Genomic DNA, 23,172 nt, shown 5'->3' on the forward strand with positions numbered 1-23,172 from the left:
TTTACTCCCCCCAGCGATGATCGAATAATAGCCAATATCGATACTTCAAACCCTTTACACCGTTCTACTTTACCCTTAACTCCACCGATGCTCTGGCTATGTACGGGGCTGTAGGGCTCTCCCTGTCGCCATCGCTGGAGTAGCCCCCTCCCGGTTTTACCACCATCAATACGGATATTCTTCGTTATCTTCTGTGCGCTAATCGCCTTCTCGTACGCATACTTCTGACTACGTTCCTAAAAGAAAAATTAACACAATGATTTAAAAACATCTGATAAATGGATTTTTTTGTATTCTTGCTTAGATATATCACCCATGGAGATTTTCTTTTCAAGGCTCTCCACGAATTCATTGATATCCATTTTTTGATGAGGAAGGTCAGAGGGTTTGTAATTCCACCATTCGAGCAATAATAACTTTTGAATGACATCATTCTCAAATCTAAATCGAATTACTCTTGCTGGAACTCCACCAACGATAGCATAGGGGGGAACATCTTTCGTGACCACAGATCTCGCAGCAATAACAGCCCCATGACCAATTGTAATCCCTGTTTTCAAGGTCACATCTTCACCAATCCACACATCGTTGCCGATTATTGGTGCAGGCCGATGTAATTTATCATATTCAGTTGGCGTTACATTGGCCATTTTGGCTTCAACATCTATATAGGTAAACAAATGACTGGTAAATCGATCGGTGGGGTGGTCAGGCCCCATTACTTTTACTCCCCCTGCGATGCTACAGAATCGGCCTATCTGAGTGTCACCACGTAACCGACTGTTAGCATAGGAAAACGCACCCATTGAGCAAAAACTACGTTGGGGCATAGTGGCAAAGCTTTCAACCCAAACGTTCTGGGTTATTTTAACGCTCGAGCCTTTTTGAAATAACAGCAGATTTCTGGTTTTATAAACACCTTTAATATTGAATGGCTGTTGAAGAAAAATATTTTCTGAGATGCAAAAATCGTCGTGACGTTTCGTCCATCTAAATTTAAAAGGATCCATCTGCTTTTGCTCCACCGGCCTTAAAACGTAAATATTATGTCAGTATAACGCCAAGATTGCGTTAATGTCATAAGGTTTCTCTCGGCTGTTAGTTTATTGTTCTGCCTGGCCGCCTTGCTGGGCGTTGCGCTTTTGCCATCCGGTACACGTTTTCACGCGTCCTTAACACCCGACGGTTTTCCCCCTGGGATTGGTCTTTCGTTCATTTAACGGTGTTGATGGGCTGAATCGGAAAACACGGGCCTCGGCATTGACTTACATCTACCGGTACATCGTGATGTATGAGCATTAAAGCGGAGGGAGTACGGTGCAATTGATGGCGTTCGGGTTCGCAGTGACCACCAGGACAAATCGAAACCTATACTGAGTATGACGGGTATAGAACACTTTCCAGATTCAACACGGCGAATTATACTAGCTTGCTGGGATCGGTATGGATTTTTATTGAGAGGCTGAGTTCATGGTTTTCTGGAAAAAATTAAGAGATTACATTAAAAACAAAGCATTGAGTGAGATGGCCTCTGAGCTAAAAACAGCGATAAATGGCATTGATGTTCCAATAATAATAATATCATATAATAATTATGTGTATGTGGAAAACATGACCTTGCAGCTTAATAGATTGGGGGTCGTACCAATAATCATTGATAATAATTCAACAGACAGTGATTCACGTAAGGCACTGCACAATTTAAACGACAGTAAAAAAGCACGAGTTATTTTTGGGAAATTTAATTTTGGATACAGAGTAGGTTTTATGTCTCCGCTTTATGAGACGTTACCTAATTTCTTTGGTTATACCGATCCTGACTTGGCGTTTGAGGATAATATTCCTGAAAGCTTTGTGGAAGATTTTATTAACCTGACGGAAAAATATGAAATATATAAGGTGGGTTGTGCTTTATCACTTTCAAAAGAAATAGGAAAGGATTTATACATGACAACACCTAAACAACGCAAACCATTTTATGTTGCGCCTAAAAAATTTACAGTAGCCGAATGGGAAAGTAGATTTTGGAATATGCAAATTAACGACGATCAGTTTGAGTTATATGCTGCCCCCATTGATACAACATTCGCCATCTATAATAAAAAATATTACTTCAATAATTTACTCGATGCAATAAGGGTTGCAGGTCGTTATTCTGTCACCCATTTACCCTGGCATCCTGATATTGATATTATGAATAAAGAACAGAGTTTAGCTTATTATAAAAATAACAACTCTAATTCATGGCGGACAAAAAACTAATCTGCTGGTAATTACCAATAGCATATTTATGTTGGTTTTATTGAATTCATTACACGGCGTGATAAGGGTTCCCCCTCATGATATAGGGCAGGGCGGGATCCCACTTTACGAGGAGATATTATTCTGAGATGCTCCTTTTTGTGATGACGTGGGGTTGTCTGTATCGCGCATGGGTATACCATTCACGTTCAGGCAGCCAATCAGATCATCGGCCGATATATCGAATCGCGGCACGATCTCTTGAAAACGATAGGTATCGTCGATAATGCAGTGCAACAACGCTATCATCAACTTTACTGATAACTCAGAAGACGTTACCAGAACTCGCGAGTACGCACATTTAAGAATAACGCCACCGCCCACACTGTCATAAAAAAATATCCTGCCCCCGTTACTTACAAGTAAACAATTTAAAATTGGAGCGTGGTGATAACACCAGAAAATTTAAAATCCCAATTTTAATTAAGGTGATGAATAAATATTTCCAGAAAAGAATTTCGGATTTGCAGAATAAATAGTTATTTTATGCAAATAATCAACTAACCACCTCAGGTATATTTACCATACTTTCGTCACCAGTTTACATTTTCATGTGTATTTACAGCTTAATTAACAGGGACATCTCAATAAATCCATAGCCTTGCTCTTATTTACCCGATAAAATCCCCCTAGCGATAACCGATAACAGTAGATCTTATGTTACAAACTCTCTACACCATCATCCTGTACCTCATCCAACCGTTGATTTGGCTTCGCCTGTGGCTTCGTGGCCGTAAGGCTCCGGCCTATCGTCGACGCTGGGCTGAACGCTACGGCTTTTGTGCAGAGAAGGTTAAACCAGACGGTATCATGCTGCATTCGGTGTCGGTGGGGGAAACGCTGGCCGCCATTCCCTTAGTGAGAGCGCTACGCCATCGTTATCCCAATCTGCCGATCACCGTGACAACCATGACGCCAACCGGTTCCGAACGCGTGCGTTCAGCGTTTGGCGATACGGTCTATCACGTTTACCTGCCTTATGATTTACCCTGTGCCCTGAAGCGCTTTTTTGATCAGGTTCGTCCGAAAATCGTCATTATTATGGAAACCGAGCTGTGGCCAAATCTGATCGCGGAACTGCATAAACGCGACATTCCGTTGGTTATTGCGAATGCCCGACTGTCCGAACGCTCTGCAGCGGGTTACAAAAAGATCGGGAAGCTAATGCGCCATATCTTGCAGCGCATTACCCTCGTCGCTGCACAGAATCAGGAAGACGGGAATCGATTTATCGATCTTGGTCTGAAGCGCTCCAGCCTGAAAGTGACTGGCAGCCTTAAATTTGATATTTCCGTGACGCCAGAACTGGCAGCACGAGCCATTACATTGCGTCGACAATGGGCGCCACACCGTCCGGTATGGATAGCCACCAGTACGCACGAAGGTGAAGAAGCGATTGTTCTGGCTGCTCACCGACAACTGCTTGCCACCTACCCTGACTTACTCCTCATTCTTGTGCCTCGCCATCCAGAACGTTTCTCCACCACGCAGGCGTTAGCAGAAAATTTGGGATTCACCTACACGCTGCGCAGCAGTGGTGAACAGCCTCCTGCAAACACGCAGGTGGTTATCGGGGATACCATGGGCGAGCTGATGCTGTTATACGGCATCGCCGATCTGGCTTTTGTCGGTGGAAGCTTGGTTGAACGAGGCGGACATAATCCGCTAGAAGCGGCAGCGCATGCTATTCCGGTATTGATGGGGCCACACACGTTCAATTTCAAAGACATCTGCAACAAACTCGATCAGGCAGACGGGCTGATTACTGTGACCGATGCAGACTCACTTGGAAAAGAAGTCGGGAAACTGCTCGCTGACGAAGACTATCGCCTCTACTATGGTCGACATGCCGTGGAAGTGTTACACCAAAATCAGGGTGCACTACAGATGCTGCTTACGCTACTGGAACCTTATTTACCCCAGCGCACACAGTAAAGCAGTCGCTACCGAGACAGTAAATGAAGGGCTAACGTGATGACAATCAAAGCGATTTATCCTGGAACGTTCGATCCATTAACCCATGGTCATCTGGATCTGCTGACGCGTGCATCACGACTGTTCGATCATGTGGTGCTGGCCATCGCTGCCAGCCCGAGCAAGCATACGCTTTTCACATTGGATGAACGCGTCGCGCTGGCAAAGGGTGCAACGCAGCATTTATCGAATGTTGAGGTCATCGGCTTTAGCAACCTGATGGCGCACTTCGCACAACAGCAAAACGCGAATGTTCTTGTGCGTGGTTTGCGAGCCGTTGCCGATTTCGAATATGAACTCCAGCTCGCAAAAATGAATCACCACCTGATGCCTACTCTCGAAAGCGTGTTCCTGATGCCATCAGAAGAGTGGTCGTTTATTTCATCTTCTCTGGTCAAAGAAGTGGCTCGTCACGGCGGTGACGTATCGCATTTCTTACCCGATGCCATCGTTAGTGCCTTACTGGAAAAGCTCCGCTGATAATCCGTTTACGGGATAAGAGAAATGACGGCCTCTTTGACATCAGCCACACTAATGCTGTCGATGCATTTGCCTGAATGCAGCAAGACGTGATTGACACCAATCGGATACCAACGCAAATATTTCTCTGGTCTTGCTTCGAACAGACCGACAACCGGTATCTGCAACGCCGCACCAAGATGAACAGGTGCGCTATCAGCCGAAACCACCAGATCTAATTGGCTCATCGCTGCGATAAGATCAGGCACTGTTCCAGTATCGATACACTGAACCGTAATGCCATTAAGTGCATCTTGCTCCGGCTTCTCACCTGGACTAGAAAAAATAATAATATTGAAATCATTGCCGAGTAACTTAGCAAGTGAGTACCAGTTTTCCCACGGCCAGCGACGTTCATATGCTTTATTTGATATAAAAAACCCGATATTCGCTTTGCCGTTATTTTCTAATTTTTCTGACCATTGTTTTTTTAATTCTGGATTAGGATAAATATAAAGCTTTAGTTCGTCAGTGCTCGTTACACCAAGCTCAGGCACTAAATCATACCCCGCCAATACTTCATGCTTTATTGGTCGATTGGTAACATGTTCAGTATTGCGGTCGTCAAACTCTGTCTCAGCCTTGTGCCAACGCGAGTCAGGAACATTCATCCATCTGGCAAACTGGATTGCATTCTTATTCATTCCGCCATTAGGAATAATCAGCAAATCGAAATTCAAACGCCTTAAGCGCATAATCAAAAGAAATTTATCGATTAATGAGCCGATTAAACCACTGCGATTATTTCTCTCTCGGCTTTTGCTATAAACATAACGATGTACTTTTTCTACGCCAGGGTTATCATCAAGCGCGTATGAATTATATTTATTCGCTAATACATGAATTTCAGCAGCCGGCCATTTTCTTTTCAGAGAGTGAATCAATGCTGTCGTGCATACCATGTCACCTAGAAAATCGATTCTTATCAACAAAATGCGCTGCATACTTCCTTTCCCTTAATAAGCATTATCGTCACTGTTACTTATCTGAATTTTTATCCACAATACCGACTACTTCTGGCAGCGGCGACAGAAAAACGTGCTGCGCTGCCCATGCTTCGCGGTTTCGATCAATGTTCCGCATGTCCGACAAGGTTCGCCGTTGCGGCCATAGACTCGCAGCTCCTGCGCGAAATAACCGGGTTTACCGTCTGATTGCAAAAAGTCACGCAGCGTTGTGCCCCCCTGCTCAATCGAAAGCTGTAGCACCTGCTTAATCACGCGAACCAATACGGCTGCATCGTTTTCATTTAACGATCCAGCGGCTCTATCAGGATGAATGCCAGCAGCAAACAGCGATTCGCTCGCGTAGATATTGCCTACGCCAACGACCACTTTGTTATCCATAATCCACTGTTTGATTGCCGTCTTTTTACCGCGTGAAGTCTGATAAAGATAATCGGCAGAGAATTCCGCCTCTAGTGGTTCCGGCCCGAGATGCGCCAACACCGAGCAGGTTTCTGGATTATCCGTCCACAGCCAGGCACCAAAACGCCGAGGATCGGTGTAACGCAGCACCTTACCGCTGTCCATCACCAAATCAACATGGTCGTGCTTCTCCGGCTCGCTATATTCCGGTAACACCCGCAGGCTGCCAGACATGCCAAGATGTACAATAAGCCAGCCACGCGTGAGTTCAATTAGCAGATATTTTGCCCGCCGACGCACACTGAGCACCGGCTCATCGCTCAGTGAAAGGATCTCAGCCGATACCGGCCAGCGCAAACGCGTGTTCCTCACTTCCGCATAAAGGATGGTATGACCAACGAGATAAGGGGAAATACCCCGACGACTGGTTTCAACCTCAGGTAATTCAGGCATATTCTCTCTCTGGGGAGTCTCTCAATTATTGCAAACGCTGCCAGAATGAATATTTCCGGCCATGTTGCTGCTTAAGCTGTGCCTGATAATCCGTCCACGCCAATAACGGCGCGTAATCCGCAACTTGCGAGTCTAGAGCATCCAATTCGCGATAATAATTTGCAGCATGATCGTAGGCCTTACTCCGGCCAGCAGATAAAATATCGTTGAGTAGCAGACGATAACAAATCACTTCAGCTAAAGGGCATTCTGCATCATGAAATTGATTTGCCCAACCCAACAATACACCGAAGAAGACATTGAGTGACTCCCAATGGGCAAGCAGTTGTGCTGATGCTTGCGCATAATCATTCAGTGCCAACAGCGTATCAATTCTGGACTGAACATCTCCCATCGACAACGCATGGGTAGCCGCCTGATTCTGTAACGTTTCTCGTTCCGTCTCATCTTGCAAAACGGCAAGCAGTGCTTGTAGCCGAATATAATCAGGACGTTGCTGATAAGCTTCACGCCGTAACGTCAAGAGTGCGTCTTGATCGCCAAGTTGGACATAGGCTTTATCCAGCAATGCCCTGCGCTTTTCTTCGGCATGCCCCTCAAAAGGCTCTGATAACCATTTCAGAGCCGACTGTGCGTCATTGATCGACAGACAGAACTCCACAATGTGGAGCTTTTGCAATTCATTAGGCTTTGGGGAACCCAAGAGGATAGATCGCTCAAATAGGGCAACATCTTGCAGAGCTTGCGCCACCCCAGAAATACCGAGAGTGGCATGCGCAGCACGAAAGTTATATTCCTTGTGCGGTGCAGAGGCCAAGGCAGCAGCATATTCACGTTCAAAGTCCTGCGCCAGTTGCCGCAACTCTGGCTCGGTAAGTAACGTGCCACTTTGTGCAATCAAATCATCCCATGCGGCATAATCGTTCTCATCATGCCGTTTTTTTACCTCATCAGGCCAATTCCACGTCTTTCCACCTTGTGCTCGCCACTGGCTTGCGGCCTTAACCCATACCGAAAGCGCCGCCACATACGCCTCGCCAATAGCCCCATCGGAATCATCCACGCGCTCATAAACACGAACATGGGTGGACATCAGTGCGTCAATCAGTGCAAATGCTTTTTCCGGTGCGTCGTCGATCAGATAACCGATATCACCAGCCAGTGCCTCAAGCTCCATAGCAAAGCCATGACTCTGATAATAATCAATAAATTGTTTACCACGAGCAATAGATGCAATACGTTCTTTCAGCAATTTTCCCTGCTTCACCGTATCCTGCCGATACAACAGCGTTTCAATACGCTGGTCTACCTTTGGATCTAAACCATAAATCGTTTCGATCAAAAGTAAGAGCCGCGTCTGTGGTGTCGCTAACAAAAGCTGGTGCAATGTCGAGTCCATATTTTCATTACCGGATGGTTGTAGAAGCCAGAGCCCAGAAAATTGGCATAATGCAAAAAGGGATACAAGGGGAAGAATTAGGAAATAAGCTCGAAAAAAAACCCGACCAAGGCCGGGTTTTATCAAGAAGCAGAAATTACTTAATTTTAGCTTCTTTGTAGACAACGTGCTGACGGACAACGGGATCGAATTTCTTCAGTTCCAATTTTTCCGGCTTAGTACGTTTGTTCTTCGTAGTGGTATAGAAGTGACCAGTACCAGCAGAAGAAACAAGCTTGATCTTCTCGCGAACACCCTTAGCCATGATTCAGTTCCTTAATACTTTTCACCACGGGCACGCAGATCGGCCAGAACCGTCTCAATACCCTTCTTATCAATAACACGCATACCTTTAGCAGATACACGCAGTGTTACAAAGCGCTTCTCGCCTTCAACCCAAAAACGGTGTGAATGCAGGTTCGGCAGAAAACGGCGTTTGGTCGCATTCAGTGCGTGGGAACGGTTGTTCCCGGCCACCGGACGCTTGCCAGTAACTTGGCAGACTCGGGACATGTCTATTCTCCAAAAATCAAATCAGCTCGAGCTTCGTATAGGGTTTGGCCGCCTCGTCAGGCTTTAGAGCCCATCTCAGCAACTTCACTGAAAAGACTCTGTCATCAGGATAAACCTGCTGAGATAGGCTCTTAACGCCACACCCAAGATTCTCAAAGGTGGCGTAGTATACGCTCTGAAGCGTAAGTGCTCAAGTCCCGAACAGCTAAAGATCCCATTGGATCGCGGAAATATCTGTTAAATCCAGCCGCGTTCAGCAAAAGAAACGTATTCGCCATGCCCAATGACCAAATGATCGAGCACGCGGATCTCCATTAACAGACAGGCTTTAACAATCTGTTCGGTTATCGCACGGTCAGCCTGACTCGGCTCCGCTTTTCCGGATGGATGATTATGCGCCAGTATTAACGCGGCAGCATTGGCTTTTAGCGCTTCACGCACGATCTCACGCGGGTGGACTTCCACGCTGTTAATCGTACCAACAAACATCTCCTGATGGCGAATAACGTGGTGCTGATTGTCTAAAAACAGGACTAAAAAGACCTCGCGTTCACGTCGAGACAATAGCAGTTGCAGATATTGTCGCGTTGCTTCTGGGTTTAGCATGGCATCTTCTTTCGCCAAGCGAGAGAAAAACAGCCGCCGCGACAGCTCTGCGATCGCCTTGATTTGCGTATATTTTGATATTCCTACCCCTCTGGCATGATGAAACGCGGACTGGTCAGCAGTCATCAACTGATATAACGACCCAAACTGCACCAACAAGCCCTCTGCCAACTGCATCACATGCACGCCTGGCAACCCAGTGCGTAAAAAAATCGCCAGCAATTCGGCATCTGTCAGCGATTCCGCCCCTAAGCGCACCAGCTTTTCACGCGGTGCCAATCCCTTTTCCCAGCCCATCACCTTCTCCCTATACCGCTCGACGGCATCATGTCACGCCCGTAAAAACCGGACGACACCAGCGATAAAAGGCTGCGAAGCGCTTCGCAATCTTCTTAGGGAAGCCACGGTAACCATCTTAAGATTCCTATCTGACTGCAAGGTTATGGTAAAATGGCGCATCTTCTGACTTTCAATCGGACCATGATGATGACGGAATTTTCCAGCCTGAATGCACTCTCCGGCAAACGAATCGTGCTGGGTATCAGCGGCGGCATCGCCGCGTATAAGTGCCCGGAACTGGTGCGACGCCTGCGTGATGGCGGAGCCGATGTACGCGTTGTCATGACCTCTGCAGCTAAAGCGTTCATCACGCCGCTGACGCTGCAAGCCGTCTCCGGCTACCCAGTATCAGACGACCTGCTTGACCCCGCGGCGGAAGCCTCAATGGGCCACATCGAGCTGGGAAAATGGGCTGATTTAGTCATTCTCGCCCCGGCGACTGCCGATCTAATCGCACGAGTCGCCGCCGGCATGGCGAATGACCTGCTAACCACGATCTGTCTAGCGACATCCGCCCCTATCGCCGTTGTCCCTGCGATGAATCAGCAGATGTATCGCGCACAGCCCACGCAGGACAACCTGCGCACGCTGGCCGCGCGCGGTTTACCGATCTGGGGGCCAGATAGCGGCAGTCAGGCGTGTGGCGACGTTGGGCCAGGCCGCATGATCGACCCAATGGACATTGTCGGGCTGGCACAGCGTCATTTTTCTGCCATCAACGATCTGCAACATCTGAACATTCTGGTCACCGCAGGGCCGACGAGAGAAGCGCTGGATCCCGTTCGCTTTGTCACCAACCACAGCTCTGGGAAAATGGGCTTTGCTATCGCACAGGCCGCTGCCGCCCGTGGTGCGAATGTCACACTGGTCAGCGGCCCAGTTTCGCTCGCCACTCCGCAGGGCGTCACGCGTATTGACGTCGGCAGCGCGTTGGAGATGGAGCACGCGGTGATGGCACACGCGGCCCATCAGCACATTGTGATCGGCTGTGCGGCGGTTGCCGACTACCGCGCCAAACACATCGCCGATGAGAAGATAAAAAAACAGAATCAGCAGGGCGATGAAATGACTCTCACTCTGGTCAAAAATCCAGATATTATCGCTGGTGTCGCCGCCATGACGAAAAATCGTCCTTATGTTGTCGGGTTTGCTGCCGAAACCCAGAATGTGGAAGAATACGCCCGACAAAAACTGGCGCGTAAAAAGTTGGATCTGATTTGCGCGAACAACGTTTCTCTTTCTGGGCATGGTTTTAACAGTGAAACCAATGCGTTACACCTCTTTTGGCAAGGTGGTGACACGCCGTTGCCGCAATGCGACAAGCGTCTGCTTAGCCAAAAATTAATCGACGAGATTATCAGCCGTTATGATGAAAAAAATCGACGTTAAGATTGTTGACCCACGCGTTGGGCAGCAATTTCCGTTACCGACCTATGCCACACCGGGTTCTGCTGGGCTCGATCTGCGTGCCTGTCTGGATCAGGCGATTGAACTCAAAGCAGGGGAAACGACCCTGATTCCAACTGGGCTGGCGATTCACATTGCCGATACGGGGCTGGCAGCGGTTATCCTGCCCCGCTCCGGGCTGGGCCACAAGCACGGCGTAGTGCTGGGGAATCTGGTGGGGCTGATTGACTCGGACTACCAGGGGCAACTGATGGTTTCCGTCTGGAACCGTGGTCAACAAACGTTCACGGTTGAACCGGGCGAGCGCATCGCACAGATGGTTTTTGTGCCCGTCGTTCAGGCCGAATTTAATCTGGTCGAAGATTTTGTCGGCAGCGAACGTGGAGAAGGCGGCTTCGGCCACTCTGGCCGTAGCTAACGCGCTCCAGCCACCCATAGTGTAAAAATTCCTATAAGCCACAGCGCCGACTCAAACGGGAATGGCAACTGTGGCGCTAACGGGTGCTTGTCAGTCAAATATTTAGCAAGGGTCTTTTCAGACATGGCAGAAAAAGAAAATACGAAAAGGAATCGCCGCGAGGAAATTTTGCAGGCGCTGGCGCAGATGCTGGAATCCAGCGACGGTAGCCAGCGTATCACCACGGCAAAATTAGCTGCGAACGTCGGCGTGTCCGAAGCGGCGCTCTACCGGCATTTCCCCAGTAAAACGCGGATGTTTGATAGCCTGATTGAATTTATTGAGGATAGCCTGACCACCCGCATTAACCTGATTCTGCAAGACGAAAAAGAAACGTTTAATCGTCTTCGTCTGATTTTGCTGCTTATTTTAGGGTTTGCGGAACGAAATCCGGGTCTGACTCGCATCATGACCGGCCATGCGCTGATGTTTGAACAGGATCGCTTGCAAGGGCGTATTAACCAGCTGTTTGAGCGTATTGAATCGCAACTGCGTCAGGTGTTGCGCGAGCACAAGCTACGCGATGGTAAAGGTTTCCAGCATGATGAAACGCTGCTAGCCAGCCAACTATTAGCATTTTGCGAAGGGATGTTGTCGCGCTTCATTCGCTCTGAATTCCGCTATCGTCCGACGCAGGAATTCGACACCCGTTGGCCGCTGCTGGCGGCACAGTTGAACTAAACACCGCCTTTAGATAGTAAACCCGCCAGATATTCTCTTATGGCGGGCTCCTGACTCACAACGTTAAATCCCGTACTGCTCACGATAGGCTTTCACCGCATCCAGATGCGCTGCCATTTCTGGTTTTTCCGCCAGATAGGCGATCAAATCCGTTAACGTAATAATCGAAATCACCGTGCACTGATAGTCGCGTTCCACTTCCTGAATCGCGGACAGCTCGGCGCGGCCGCGTTCCTGACGATCCAGCGCAATCATCACCCCCGCCAGCGTCGCCCCGTGCGCACCGATGATCGCCATCGATTCACGAATCGCCGTCCCGGCCGTAATCACGTCATCCACCAGCATCACGCGGCCCTGTAACGGACTGCCGACCAGGCTGCCACCCTCACCGTGGTCTTTAGCTTCTTTGCGGTTGAAGCAGTACGGCAGGTCACGATCGTGATGTTCTGCCAGCGCGACAGCAGCGGTAGTCGCAATCGGAATGCCTTTGTAAGCTGGTCCGAACAGCAGGTCGAACTCTACACCGGAATCAACCAGCGCTTCCGCATAAAAACGCCCCAGTAAGGCCAGGTCACGCCCGGTATTAAACAGCCCAGCGTTAAAGAAATAGGGACTGATACGTCCGGATTTCAGGGTAAACTCGCCAAACTTCAATACCTGCTTGCTGAGTGCAAACTCAATAAACTGGCGCTGGTAGGCTTTCATTACGGCATCTCCTCGTCTTACGGATTAATCACGTTATCGATCAGAATTAAAAATTGATCAGACATAAAAAAAGCGACCATCTGGTCGCTTATCGCTTTAACAAATCAATCGATTAAGGCCGCTTTCTGCGCCTGAACGATGGTATCAATTCCCCCTCGGGCTAGCGCCAGCAGGGTGAGCAATTCTTCGTGGCTGAACGGCTCGCCTTCGGCCGTCCCTTGCACTTCAATCATACGGCCGTCTTCGGTCATGACCACATTCATGTCGGTTTCCGCAGCGGAATCTTCCACGTATTCCAGATCGCACAGCGCTTCGCCGTTCACGATGCCGACGGACACGGCGGCGATCATGCCTTTCATCGGGTTCTTTTTCAGCTTACCCTTGGCAACCATCTGGTTCAGCGCATCGGCCAGCGCCACGCAGGCACCGGTGATGGACGCCGTACGCGTGCCGCCGTCCGCCTGTAAGACATCACAGTCGAGCGTAATGGTGTATTCGCCGAGCACTTTCAGGTCGATTGCCGCACGCAGGGAACGCGCAATCAGGCGCTGAATCTCCAGCGTCCGGCCGCCCTGCTTACCTTTGGCGGCTTCACGCGCGTTACGGCTGTGCGTCGCACGCGGCAGCATGCCGTATTCGGCGGTGACCCATCCTTGTCCCTGGCCTTTCAGAAAGCGCGGAACACCCTCTTCTACCGTGGCATTGCATAACACTTTGGTATCGCCAAATTCGACTAAAACGGAACCTTCAGCGTGTTTCGTGTAATGACGGGTGAATGTAAGGGGGCGTACTTGCTGTGCACTTCGGCCTGTTGGGCGCATGGCTCATCTCCGGTGGGTCAATGAAAACTGGCGCGTATTATACACGAAATCCTTCGCGTTGCGGGAAAGCGGCATCAGAAAGCCATACCTTGAACTTAGGGTATAACCTGAGGTTATACCCTACTGATGAACAAGTATTCGTCAGTGATGATGCATCATGAAATAGTCCGTTCATCCCCTGAGCGTTGATGAGAAAAAATCATGATGCGGCATATGCAAATTGAAACGGTCAATCTGCCACTAGCCCGTCCTATGGCGGCTGAAAACGGGACGCGTCGTGCGGTTACCGTTATCCGCGTCGCGTTGGAAGAAAAAGGATTTATTGGACAAGGCGAATGTACGCCAGTCGCCCATTATGGCGAGTCCGCCGACAGCGTATGTCGCCAGCTCTCTGCGGTCCGTGAGGCAATAGAACACGGTCTGACCATCGAACAGCTCCAGAAAGATTTATCACCGGGTGCGGCCAGAAATGCGCTGGACTGCGCCCTGTGGCGGCTCAACACCGCCTTGGAAAAACAGACGCTGTGGCAGCGCATCGGCATTCATCCCCCCACATCCGTGATCTGTGCGCAAACGTTGGCGCTCGACAGCGTGGAGAGAATGGCTGCCGCCGCCTCCAATGCCGTTTCCCACGGCGCTCTGCTGCTGAAAATCAAACTGGATCGCGAGCTGATTCTGGAGAAGGTCGCCGCCATTCGTGCCGCCGCGCCCAACGCCAGATTGATTATCGATGCGAGAGCGAGCTGGAGCGGGCTAGATTTACATAGCCTGTCTACCGCTCTGCTGCCTTATCAGGTCGCCATGATTGAGCAACCGCTTCCCGTCGGTAAGGACGAGGATTTACAGCGGTTTTCTCACCCGATTCCGATCTGCGCGGACGAAAGCTGCCGCCACAGCGGAGACATCGTCGGGCTGCGCCGTCGTTACGACATGATCAACATCAAGCTGGACAAGTGTGGCGGGCTAACCGAAGCGCTGGCGATGGTGCGCGAAGCCCACTTTCACGGCCTGCGCATTATGGTCGGCTGCACGCTGGGCTCGTCAATGGCGATGGAAGCCGCCCTGCCCGTCGCCGCCGATGCCGAGCACGTCGATCTCGACGGCCCTATCTGGCTGGCCGCCGACAGTTCGCCTTATCTGACCTATAACCTTGGCCGAATTTGGCTATGACGCCATTAACCGCAGTAACCCTAAATCATCAACCGGAGTGACCATGACGGATATCATGCACGCGGGTGCCGCCACAGCACCCGGTAACGCCCCCAGGCCTGTACTGGAAATCGACGATCTGAGCGTCAGCTTTAGCGGCCGTTCCGGCACGCATCAGGCGCTAAAAGGCATTTCCTTTACCGTCAATAAAGGGGAAGTGGTCGCCGTGGTCGGCGAAAGTGGTTCAGGCAAGTCCGTAACCTCACTCGCCGTGATGGGGCTGCTGGCGGATTCTGCCAACATCGAACGCGGCGCGCTCCGCTTCACCGCACGCGACGGCCAACAGCATGACCTGCTGAGCATGAAAGCGGAAGCGCGTCGTAAGCTGCGCGGCCGCGATCTCGCCATGATTTTTCAGGAGCCGATGACTTCGCTTAATCCGGTACTGAAAGTCGGCGATCAGCTCACCGAAGCCCTGCTTGACCACAAAATCTGCGATGCCGCCAGCGCGGACAAAAAAGCCCGTGAGCTGCTGCACAAGGTGCGCATCGCAGACGTCGATCGCGTGATGAAAAGCTACCCGCACTCGCTGTCCGGCGGAATGCGCCAGCGTGTGATGATTGCACAGGCGCTGGCCTGCGATCCGCAGTTGTTGATTGCCGATGAACCGACCACTGCGCTGGACGTCACCGTGCAGGCACGTATTCTGCAAATCCTGCGCGACCTGCAACAGCAGAGTGACATGTCGGTGCTGTTTATCACCCACGATATGGGCGTGGTGGCGGAAATCGCTGACCGCGTAGTGGTGATGTACCGCGGCGAGATTGTGGAACAAGGCACCGTCGAACAGATTTTTGCCGCACCACAACATCCTTATACCCAATCGCTGCTGGCCGCTGTACCGAAGCTGGGCGACATGCGCGATAGCCTCTGGCCAAAGCGCTTCCCTTTACTAGGGCAGGCTGCCGATCCGGAAAACAGTGAACAGGTTACCGCCCGCTATGACGCTGAGCCGCTGTTGGATATTCGCGGGCTGAGCGTGTATTACCCCATGCGCAGCGGGATTTTATCCACCATCACTCACCACGTTCATGCGGTAGAGCAGATTGATTTCAACGTCTGGCCGGGCGAAACGCTGGCTATCGTCGGGGAAAGCGGTTGCGGCAAGTCCACCACCGGACGCGCCCTGCTGCGTCTGGTACAGAGCCAAGCCGAAAGCATTCATTTTCAGGGTAACGAAATTTCCCAGATGAAAGAGCGGGATTTCCAGCCGCTGCGTCGGGAAATGCAGATGGTGTTTCAAGACCCGTACGCCTCGCTCAACCCGCGCCTGACGGTCGGCTTCACCATCGCCGAACCGCTGCTGCTGCACGGGCTGGTGAAATCGCTGGAAGAAGCGACACCACAGGTGCAGGCGCTGTTAAAAAGCGTCGGTCTGCTGCCTGAGCACGCGCGTCGTTATCCGCACGAGTTTTCCGGCGGGCAGCGTCAGCGTATCGCGATTGCGCGTGCGATGGCGCTACAGCCGCAGGTCATCATTGCTGACGAAGCCGTTTCGGCGCTCGATGTGTCGATTCAGGCACAGGTCGTCAACCTGATGATGGATCTCCAGAAGAAAACCGGCGTGTCGTGGATTTTCATCTCGCACGATATGGCCGTCGTCGAGCGCATCGCCAACCGCGTCGCGGTGATGTACCTCGGCGAGATTGTGGAGATCGGCCCGCGTCAGTCGGTGTTTAACGACCCGCAGCACCCGTATACCCGCCGCCTGTTGGCCTCGGTTCCGATTGCCGATCCAACCCGTCGCGGCGCACGCCAGTTTGACGACAGCGAAATCCTCTCACCCTTGCGTAAAGCAGGAGAGGCCGTCGCCAAAACGCGCTACCGAGAGGTCGCGCCGCAGCACTGGGTCGCCGACAACGAATCGGCAGCCTGAAACACGATGCCATGATAAGAAAATAGCAATAAAAACAACGCACTAACAAAACAAAACACACGTTCATAGCTGACCAGGAGAGAAACCATGAAGCCATTCGTTCGCCGCTCTGCCGTTGCCCTCGGGCTCTCACTGTGTCTGGCGGCTGTCGCCCAGGCGCAAGACCTTCGCATTTCCATCTATGCCGATATCACCGGACTCGACCCGCACGATACCTCGGACACGCTGAGCTACTCCATTCAGAGCGGCATCTTCGAGCGTCTGTTCCAGTTCGATAATAAAATGAAACTGGTGCCGCGTCTGGCGACGGACTACACCAGTAATGACACCGCCACCGAGTTCGTCGTTACGCTGCGCGAAGGCATCACCTTCCAGGACGGCACCCCCTTCAACGCCGACGCCGTTAAAGCTAACCTCGACCGTCTGGCCGATCAGAGCAAAGGCTTAAAGCGCAACAGCCTGTTTAACATGGTACAAACCGTCACCGTTCTGTCGCCCACGCAGGTTAAAATCGAGCTGAACAAATCTTTCGGTGCCTTTGTCAATACGCTGGCGCACCCGTCTGCCGTTATGCACAGCCCGGAAGCGCTGAAGAAATACCCAGACGAAGCACAGCTGCGCGTGAACCCAGTCGGTACTGGCCCGTTCAAGTTCACCGAATGGCAGCAGGGTAAAGACGTGAAGCTGGTGAAATTCGACAACTACTGGCAGAAAGGCTGGCCGAAAGTCGACAGCGTGACCTTCTACCCGACGCCGGAAGATTCCACCCGCGTGGCGTCACTGAAATCCGGCCAGGTTGATGCGGTGTATCCGCTGCCTTCCGACCTGATCGGCACCGTACAAAACGACAGCAAGCTGGCGATTCAGCGCGACCCGAGTATTTATCAATTCTGGCTGGCGATGAACAACCTGCGTCCACCGCTGAACGATATCCGCGTGCGTCAGGCGCTGAACTACGCCATCAACCGCGACATCTGGCTGAAAGTTGGCTTTGCAGGCATGGGCGTTCCTGCCTCTTCTGCGATGGCACCAGACGTGCAGTTCTTCGCACGCCAAAGCTCACCGAACTACACCTATAACCCGGAAAAAGCCAAGGCGCTGCTGAAAGAAGCGGGCTACGCCAACGGCCTGAGCCTGAAGCTGTGGACGACGAACCGCACCGACTACATCCGTAGCGCGCAGTTCTTCAAGCAGCAGTTAGAGCAGGTCGGCATCAAAGTCACCGTTACCCCGATGGATTCCGGGATGCGTAACGCCAAGCTGTTCGGTGTTAAAGATCCGAAAGACGCCGAATTTGACCTGTTCTACAACGGCTGGTCTCCGTCTACCGGTGATGCTGACTGGGCACTGCGTCCGCTGTTCGCGACAGAGTCATGGGTGCCGGTTGCGTATAACGTTTCCTACTACAGCAATCCGGTAACGGATAAAGCGATTACCGCTGGGCTGGCGACGGCCGATAACGACAAACGTGCTGCGGCTTATGCGGATGCACAGCGTCAGATTTGGCAGGATGCGCCTGTGGTCTTCCTGGGCTCGCCGGACAACGTTGTCGGCAAAACCAAGAACCTCGACGGCGTGTACATGCTGGCGGATGGCTCACTGATCTTCGATCAGGCTGAATTTAAGTAATCGGTCAGGGAGAACGCCATGTTTGCTTATATCGTCCGACGTTTGCTGGAAATGATCCCGGTTTTGCTGGTGGTCTCCCTGTTAGTGTTCGGTTTTATAAAACTGCTGCCGGGTGACCCGGCACGTATTTACGCCGGTGCTGATGCGACCATTGAGGCCGTGGAAGCCGCCCGTCAGCAGTTAGGATTGAACGACCCGCTGCCGCAGCAGTACGTCCACTGGCTCGGCGGCCTGTTCAGCGGCGATCTGGGTGTGACGTACCGCACCCAGCAGCCGGTTATCGATGTCATCAGTAAGAGTTTTATGCCCACGATGTGGCTGGCGCTGGCGGGCTTTGTCTGGTCGGTGTTGCTCGGTCTGCTGATTGGCGTGGTGTCTGCGCTCAAGCGGGGCAAATGGCAGGACTGGGCGCTGATGAGCTTCGCGGTCGGCGGGATTTCTATGCCGCCGTTCTGGCTCGGCCTGTTGCTGATTCAGTTTGTCGCCATGCCGTTCGGCGTCTTTTCCGTCAGCGGCTTTAATCAGCCCAGCGACATCATTCTGCCCGCGCTGACGCTCGGGGCATCGGTGGCTGCCGTCATGGCACGCTTTACCCGCTCTGCGTTTCTGGAGGTCGCACAGGAAGACTACGTCCGCACCGCTCGCTCCAAGGGGCTGCGCAATCGGCTGGTCACCTGGAAGCACGTGATGCGTAACGCGCTGATTCCAGTCATCACCATGCTGGGGCTGCAATTCGGCTTCCTGCTCGGTGGCTCCATTGTGGTCGAAAGCGTGTTTAGCTGGCCGGGTCTGGGCTGGCTGCTGATTGAATCAATCAAGACGCAGGATCAGCCGGTCATTCAGGCGCTGGTGATGCTGTTCGTGTTTGAATTTATTGTCATTAACCTGTTGGTCGACCTGCTGTACGCGGTGGTCAATCCGGCGATTCGCCTACGTTAGGAGACACGATGAACCTTCCTCCCGAACCCGTCGTGGCCGTTGCCACGCTTGATGAAGAGACGATACGTTCGCCGTGGCGCGACTTCGTTCAGGTCTTTATCCGTAACCCGATGGCGCTGGTCTCCAGCGGCTTCGTCCTGCTATTGGTACTGGTCGCCATTTTCGCGCCCTGGCTGGCACCGTGGAACCCAATGGAGCCCGACTGGATGGCGCTGGCTTCACCGCCTTCAGCGGCGCACTGGATGGGCACCGACGATCTCGGGCGCGATGTGATGAGCCGTATCATCTACGGCGCACGCATCTCGCTATATATCGGCATTTTCTCCGTCACGCTGGGCATGCTGGTCGGCATCGTGCTCGGCCTGCTGGCAGGCTACTACGGTCGCTGGGTAGATACGCTGATCATGCGCGGTTCCGACGTGCTGTTCGCCTTCCCCGGCATGCTGCTGGCAATTGCGGTCGTCGCGATCCTCGGCCCCGGCCTGAATAACGTGATTATCGCCGTGGCGGTCTTCAGCGTACCGGTTTTCGCCCGCATCGTGCGTGCTTCTACGCTGTCGCTGAAACAGGCGGCCTATGTGGAAGCGGTACGCTGTGCCGGTGCGCCGGATCGCATCGTGCTGATACGCCACATCCTGCCCGGCACGCTGCCTAACGTGATCGTCTATTTCACCATGCGTATCGGTACCAGCATCCTGACCGCGGCAGGACTGAGCTTCATCGGCCTTGGCCCAGAACCGGACGTACCGGAATGGGGCAATATTCTGGCGATGAGCCGCAGCCTGATGATGGCAGGCGCCTGGCACGTCAGCGTGTTCCCCGGTCTGGCGATCTTCTTCACCGTGCTGGCGTTTAACCTGCTTGGGGATGCGCTGCGTGATACGCTCGATCCCAAACTGAAAAGCTGAGGAAAGCGATGCGCGGCGATCACCCGATGAACGATTATCAACAGCAGCAGCAGGCGCTATTGCTACAACGCTGGAAAACGACGCGGCAGTTGGGTACGCCGCGCTCGGCTAACGGACCGCGTAACAGCATTAGCGATGTGGCAGGCGTACGCGTCGGCCACTGCACATTGGCGGCAGGTGAAGTGCAAACTGGCGTCACGGCGATTGTGCCGCCCGGCGAGAACCTGTTCACCCAGCCTCTGCCCTGCGGCGCGGCGGTGCTGAACGGCTTCGCTAAACCCGTCGGACTGGTACAGATCGAGGAGTTGGGGGTGCTACAAACGCCCATCCTGCTCAGCAATACGCTGGCAACCGGCACGTTGTTTACTACGCTGGTACGCGACGCCATTGCCCGCAATCCTGAACTGGGTCGCACGCTGCCGACGGTTAACCCGCTGGCGCTGGAGTGCAACGACGGCTGGCTGAACGACATTCAGGCGCTGGCTGTCACGGAACACATGGCGCGACACGCGCTGGCTAGCGCAACGGACAGCTTCGCACGCGGCAGCGTAGGAGCCGGACGCGGCATGAGCTGCTTTAGTCTGAAAGGCGGCATCGGCACCGCATCGCGCCTGATTCCTGAATTGAACGCCACGCTCGGCGTGTTGGTGCTGGCAAACTTCGGCACGCTTTCCTCACTGACGCTGGACGGCGTGCAGATGGGCGACGCTATCGCGCCTATCCTGCCCGAGCTCGCACCGCAGCAGGACGCTGGATCGATCATCATTATCATGGCGACGGATGCCCCGCTCGATGCCCGCCAGCTCAAGCGTATCGCCAAACGTGCCGGTGCAGGATTAGGCCGGCTCGGCAGCTATTGGGGACACGGTTCTGGTGATATCGCCGTCGCATTCTCCACCTGCCCGCAGCCGCAACCGCCGGAGGATGCGCAGCTTGAATCGCTGTTAAGCGCCGCCGCCGACGCCACCGAACACGCTGTACTCGACGCCATGCTTCAGGCAGACGCCGTGACCGGTTTTCGTGGCCATCATCGTCCGACACTGCCACAAGCGTTGGATCGGCTGGCTGCGACTCTTTATCCATAAGCAAATTCTCCCGTAGGAAACTGATGATGAAAGTGTTTATCTCTGCTGATATCGAAGGGATCGCTGGCGTGATGCGCCCAGAACAGTGCAGCCCTGGCACCGCGGAATATCAACTGGCACGCGGCCTGATGGAGCAGGAAGTGAACGCCGCGATTGACGGTGCGTTCGCGGGTGGCGCAACAGAGGTGGTGGTCGCCGACAGCCATGCGGCAATGGTCAATCTGCGCGCGGAGAACATCGACGCCCGCGCCCGACTGGTACAGGGCAAACCGCGCGGCTATTCGATGGTAGAAGGGCTGGAGCAACAGCAGTTCGACGGCCTGATGTTCATCGGCTACCACAGCGCGGCGGGCGAGTTTGGCGTGCTGTCGCATACCATCAACGGTCGTGCGTTCTACCGCGTGCGCATCAACGGTGAAATCATGGGCGAGAGCGACATCTACGCTGCCGCCGGCGTAGAACAGAAGACACCACTCTGGTTGGTCAGCGGTGACGACACGCTCCAGCGCTGGATCGCCCGCTACTACCCCGCCACCGACTACACCTGCGTCAAGCGCGCGATTTCGCAGCATGCGGCCGAATCCCTCAGCACCGAACAGGCGCGTCAGGTCATTCGTGACGCAGCAAAAGCGGCGGTGGAAAAAGCGCACCGGACGCTGAACTCACGGATTCAGGCACCCTACCGCCTCGAACTGATGGTGGCAAAACCGGTACTGGCCGATCTATTCTGTCTGCTGCCGAATGTGGAACGTTTGGATGCCATAACCGTAGGTTATACGGCGCAGAGCATGCGGGAAATCACCAGCCTGCTGGGTGCCTTTTCCTATCTGGCGACGACGCAAAACTGATTCCAGTTTATCCGCCCCTTATTCCGGGGCGTAAACCGATTGAAAAGAGAATTTATCGCATGACAAAGCCCGTGATTGTGATCCACGGTGGCGCAGGTGCGCTGACCCGCTCAGCTATGAGCGCTGAAAAAGAGCAACGCTATCTGGCGGCGCTATCCGAGATTGTCGCCAGCGGACAACGCATTCTGGCTGAAAACGGCAGCGCGTTGGATGCCGTAACGGAAGCCGTCCGGCTGTTGGAAGAGTGTCCGTTATTCAACGCCGGACACGGTTCAGTCTTCACCCACGCAGAAACCCACGAACTGGACGCCAGCATCATGGACGGACGCACGCTGGATGCCGGCGCAGTGAGCTGCGTCAGTCATATCCGTAACCCGATTCTGGCCGCGCGTACCGTACTCGAAGCCAGCCAGCATGTGATGTTTACCGCCGACGGCGCAGAGGCATTTGCACAGCATCACGGTCTGGAGATGGTTGATCCTACGTTTTTCTCCACCGACGAACGCCGCCAGCAGCTGCATAACGCGCAAGCAGGTTCAGGCCGCGTCATCCTCGACCATGACGGCCAGAACGACCCTATCGATCCCGACCGTAAATTCGGTACCGTCGGCGCGGTAGCACTGGATAGCGCGGGGAATCTTGCGGCAGCAACCTCGACGGGCGGCATGACCAACAAACAGGCCGGACGCGTAGGTGACAGCCCCATCATCGGCGCAGGCTGCTACGCCAATAACCAGACGGTAGCGGTTTCCTGCACCGGCACTGGGGAAGTCTTCATGCGTGCCGTCGCCGCCTATGATGTCTCGGCGCTGATGGAATACGCCGGACTGACGCTACAGCAGGCCAGCGATCGCGTAGTCATGGAGAAACTCGTGCAAATGGACGGCAGCGGCGGGCTGATTGCCGTCGATAAAGCGGGCAACATTGCTCTGCCGTTTAACAGCGAAGGGATGTACCGCGGCTACGGTTACGTGGGAGAAGCCCCCGTCGCCGATATTTATCGCTAAATCTGTCTCCCTACGTATGCAGGTTGAATTGCACCACCTTAGACCACGACGCCCAATTACGGGGCATTGCGCACCATGATTGGGCAAGAG

The 23,172-nt window shown here is 53.0% G+C and carries 23 protein-coding genes; 14 read left to right on the forward strand and 9 right to left on the reverse strand.

Annotated elements, in window-relative coordinates; genetic code table 11:
• Window positions 1-248: 248 nt before the first annotated feature.
• Window positions 249-1,010, reverse strand: coding sequence for a CatB-related O-acetyltransferase (locus tag IG609_RS19430; protein WP_193400636.1), 762 nt, complete (start codon window positions 1,008-1,010; stop codon window positions 249-251).
• Window positions 1,011-1,470: 460 nt separating this feature from the next.
• On the opposite strand from IG609_RS19430, the gene IG609_RS19435 reads away from it, so the two are divergent.
• The 3 genes from IG609_RS19435 to coaD all read left to right on the forward strand — a co-directional run bounded on the left by IG609_RS19435 (window position 1,471) and on the right by coaD (window position 4,755).
• Window positions 1,471-2,262, forward strand: coding sequence for a glycosyltransferase family protein (locus tag IG609_RS19435; RefSeq protein WP_193400634.1), 792 nt, complete (start codon window positions 1,471-1,473; stop codon window positions 2,260-2,262).
• Between the two features lie 696 nt (window positions 2,263-2,958).
• Complete coding sequence (waaA, locus tag IG609_RS19440) at window positions 2,959-4,236, forward strand: lipid IV(A) 3-deoxy-D-manno-octulosonic acid transferase (RefSeq protein WP_193399308.1); 1,278 nt, start codon at window positions 2,959-2,961, stop codon at window positions 4,234-4,236.
• A 39-nt stretch (window positions 4,237-4,275) separates the two neighbouring features.
• Entirely contained in the window at window positions 4,276-4,755 is a 480-nt protein-coding gene (gene coaD, locus IG609_RS19445; RefSeq protein ID WP_193400371.1) for a pantetheine-phosphate adenylyltransferase, read from the forward strand.
• A gap of 8 nt (window positions 4,756-4,763) precedes the next feature.
• On the opposite strand, the gene IG609_RS19450 is transcribed toward coaD, so the two are convergent.
• The 6 genes from IG609_RS19450 to radC form a co-directional block, all read right to left on the reverse strand.
• Entirely contained in the window at window positions 4,764-5,738 is a 975-nt protein-coding gene (locus IG609_RS19450) for a glycosyltransferase family 9 protein (protein WP_193400267.1), read from the reverse strand.
• A 66-nt stretch (window positions 5,739-5,804) separates the two neighbouring features.
• A complete protein-coding gene (gene mutM, locus IG609_RS19455; protein ID WP_193400268.1) occupies window positions 5,805-6,614 on the reverse strand; it encodes a bifunctional DNA-formamidopyrimidine glycosylase/DNA-(apurinic or apyrimidinic site) lyase in 810 nt (269 codons plus the stop codon).
• A 25-nt stretch (window positions 6,615-6,639) separates the two neighbouring features.
• Window positions 6,640-8,013: a DUF6880 family protein gene (locus IG609_RS19460; protein WP_193400632.1), complete on the reverse strand. Its 1,374-nt coding sequence runs from the start codon at window positions 8,011-8,013 to the stop codon at window positions 6,640-6,642.
• 136 nt (window positions 8,014-8,149) lie between these two features.
• Window positions 8,150-8,317: a 50S ribosomal protein L33 gene (rpmG, locus tag IG609_RS19465; protein WP_002442576.1), complete on the reverse strand. Its 168-nt coding sequence runs from the start codon at window positions 8,315-8,317 to the stop codon at window positions 8,150-8,152.
• An 11-nt stretch (window positions 8,318-8,328) separates the two neighbouring features.
• Entirely contained in the window at window positions 8,329-8,565 is a 237-nt protein-coding gene (rpmB, locus tag IG609_RS19470) for a 50S ribosomal protein L28 (RefSeq protein WP_005967968.1), read from the reverse strand.
• A 237-nt stretch (window positions 8,566-8,802) separates the two neighbouring features.
• On the reverse strand, window positions 8,803-9,468 hold the full coding sequence (gene radC, locus IG609_RS19475; RefSeq protein WP_180785870.1) for a RadC family protein: 666 nt from the start codon (window positions 9,466-9,468) through the stop codon (window positions 8,803-8,805).
• Window positions 9,469-9,621: 153 nt separating this feature from the next.
• Between radC and coaBC the strand changes: the two genes are divergently transcribed.
• The 3 genes from coaBC to slmA all read left to right on the forward strand — a co-directional run bounded on the left by coaBC (window position 9,622) and on the right by slmA (window position 12,055).
• A complete protein-coding gene (coaBC, locus tag IG609_RS19480; protein ID WP_404825803.1) occupies window positions 9,622-10,899 on the forward strand; it encodes a bifunctional phosphopantothenoylcysteine decarboxylase/phosphopantothenate--cysteine ligase CoaBC in 1,278 nt (425 codons plus the stop codon).
• Complete coding sequence (gene dut, locus IG609_RS19485; protein WP_010285710.1) at window positions 10,877-11,335, forward strand: dUTP diphosphatase; 459 nt, start codon at window positions 10,877-10,879, stop codon at window positions 11,333-11,335. The genes coaBC and dut overlap by 23 nt, the downstream gene beginning before the upstream one ends.
• 123 nt (window positions 11,336-11,458) lie before the next feature.
• Complete coding sequence (gene slmA / locus IG609_RS19490; RefSeq protein ID WP_005967978.1) at window positions 11,459-12,055, forward strand: nucleoid occlusion factor SlmA; 597 nt, start codon at window positions 11,459-11,461, stop codon at window positions 12,053-12,055.
• Between the two features lie 63 nt (window positions 12,056-12,118).
• On the opposite strand, the gene pyrE is transcribed toward slmA, so the two are convergent.
• Together pyrE and rph are read right to left on the reverse strand one after the other, a co-directional pair.
• Window positions 12,119-12,760: an orotate phosphoribosyltransferase gene (pyrE, locus tag IG609_RS19495; protein WP_193400272.1), complete on the reverse strand. Its 642-nt coding sequence runs from the start codon at window positions 12,758-12,760 to the stop codon at window positions 12,119-12,121.
• 104 nt (window positions 12,761-12,864) lie between these two features.
• A complete protein-coding gene (gene rph, locus IG609_RS19500) occupies window positions 12,865-13,581 on the reverse strand; it encodes a ribonuclease PH (protein WP_102117023.1) in 717 nt (238 codons plus the stop codon).
• A 204-nt stretch (window positions 13,582-13,785) separates the two neighbouring features.
• Between rph and ycjG the strand changes: the two genes are divergently transcribed.
• From ycjG to IG609_RS19540, 8 genes are all read left to right on the forward strand, one after another.
• Complete coding sequence (gene ycjG / locus IG609_RS19505) at window positions 13,786-14,751, forward strand: L-Ala-D/L-Glu epimerase (protein WP_180789469.1); 966 nt, start codon at window positions 13,786-13,788, stop codon at window positions 14,749-14,751.
• Window positions 14,752-14,794: 43 nt separating this feature from the next.
• Window positions 14,795-16,666 carry an ABC transporter ATP-binding protein gene (locus IG609_RS19510; RefSeq protein ID WP_193400630.1) on the forward strand — a complete coding sequence of 624 codons (1,872 nt, stop codon included), beginning with the start codon at window positions 14,795-14,797 and terminating at the stop codon, window positions 16,664-16,666.
• 87 nt (window positions 16,667-16,753) lie between these two features.
• A complete protein-coding gene (locus IG609_RS19515) occupies window positions 16,754-18,295 on the forward strand; it encodes a glutathione ABC transporter substrate-binding protein (protein ID WP_193400628.1) in 1,542 nt (513 codons plus the stop codon).
• Window positions 18,296-18,313: 18 nt separating this feature from the next.
• A complete protein-coding gene (locus tag IG609_RS19520) occupies window positions 18,314-19,234 on the forward strand; it encodes an ABC transporter permease (RefSeq protein WP_129709163.1) in 921 nt (306 codons plus the stop codon).
• 8 nt (window positions 19,235-19,242) lie between these two features.
• Window positions 19,243-20,142 carry an ABC transporter permease subunit gene (locus IG609_RS19525; RefSeq protein ID WP_193400626.1) on the forward strand — a complete coding sequence of 300 codons (900 nt, stop codon included), beginning with the start codon at window positions 19,243-19,245 and terminating at the stop codon, window positions 20,140-20,142.
• A 26-nt stretch (window positions 20,143-20,168) separates the two neighbouring features.
• The gene (locus tag IG609_RS19530; protein ID WP_193400688.1) at window positions 20,169-21,227 is read left to right on the forward strand and encodes a DmpA family aminopeptidase; all 1,059 of its coding nucleotides are present in this window, start codon (window positions 20,169-20,171) and stop codon (window positions 21,225-21,227) included.
• A gap of 26 nt (window positions 21,228-21,253) precedes the next feature.
• On the forward strand, window positions 21,254-22,075 hold the full coding sequence (locus IG609_RS19535; RefSeq protein WP_193400685.1) for a M55 family metallopeptidase: 822 nt from the start codon (window positions 21,254-21,256) through the stop codon (window positions 22,073-22,075).
• Window positions 22,076-22,134: 59 nt separating this feature from the next.
• Complete coding sequence (locus IG609_RS19540; protein ID WP_193400624.1) at window positions 22,135-23,082, forward strand: isoaspartyl peptidase/L-asparaginase family protein; 948 nt, start codon at window positions 22,135-22,137, stop codon at window positions 23,080-23,082.
• Window positions 23,083-23,172 lie beyond the last annotated feature (90 nt).

This window comes from Pectobacterium quasiaquaticum, assembly GCF_014946775.2.
Lineage (GTDB): Bacteria > Pseudomonadota > Gammaproteobacteria > Enterobacterales > Enterobacteriaceae > Pectobacterium > Pectobacterium aquaticum.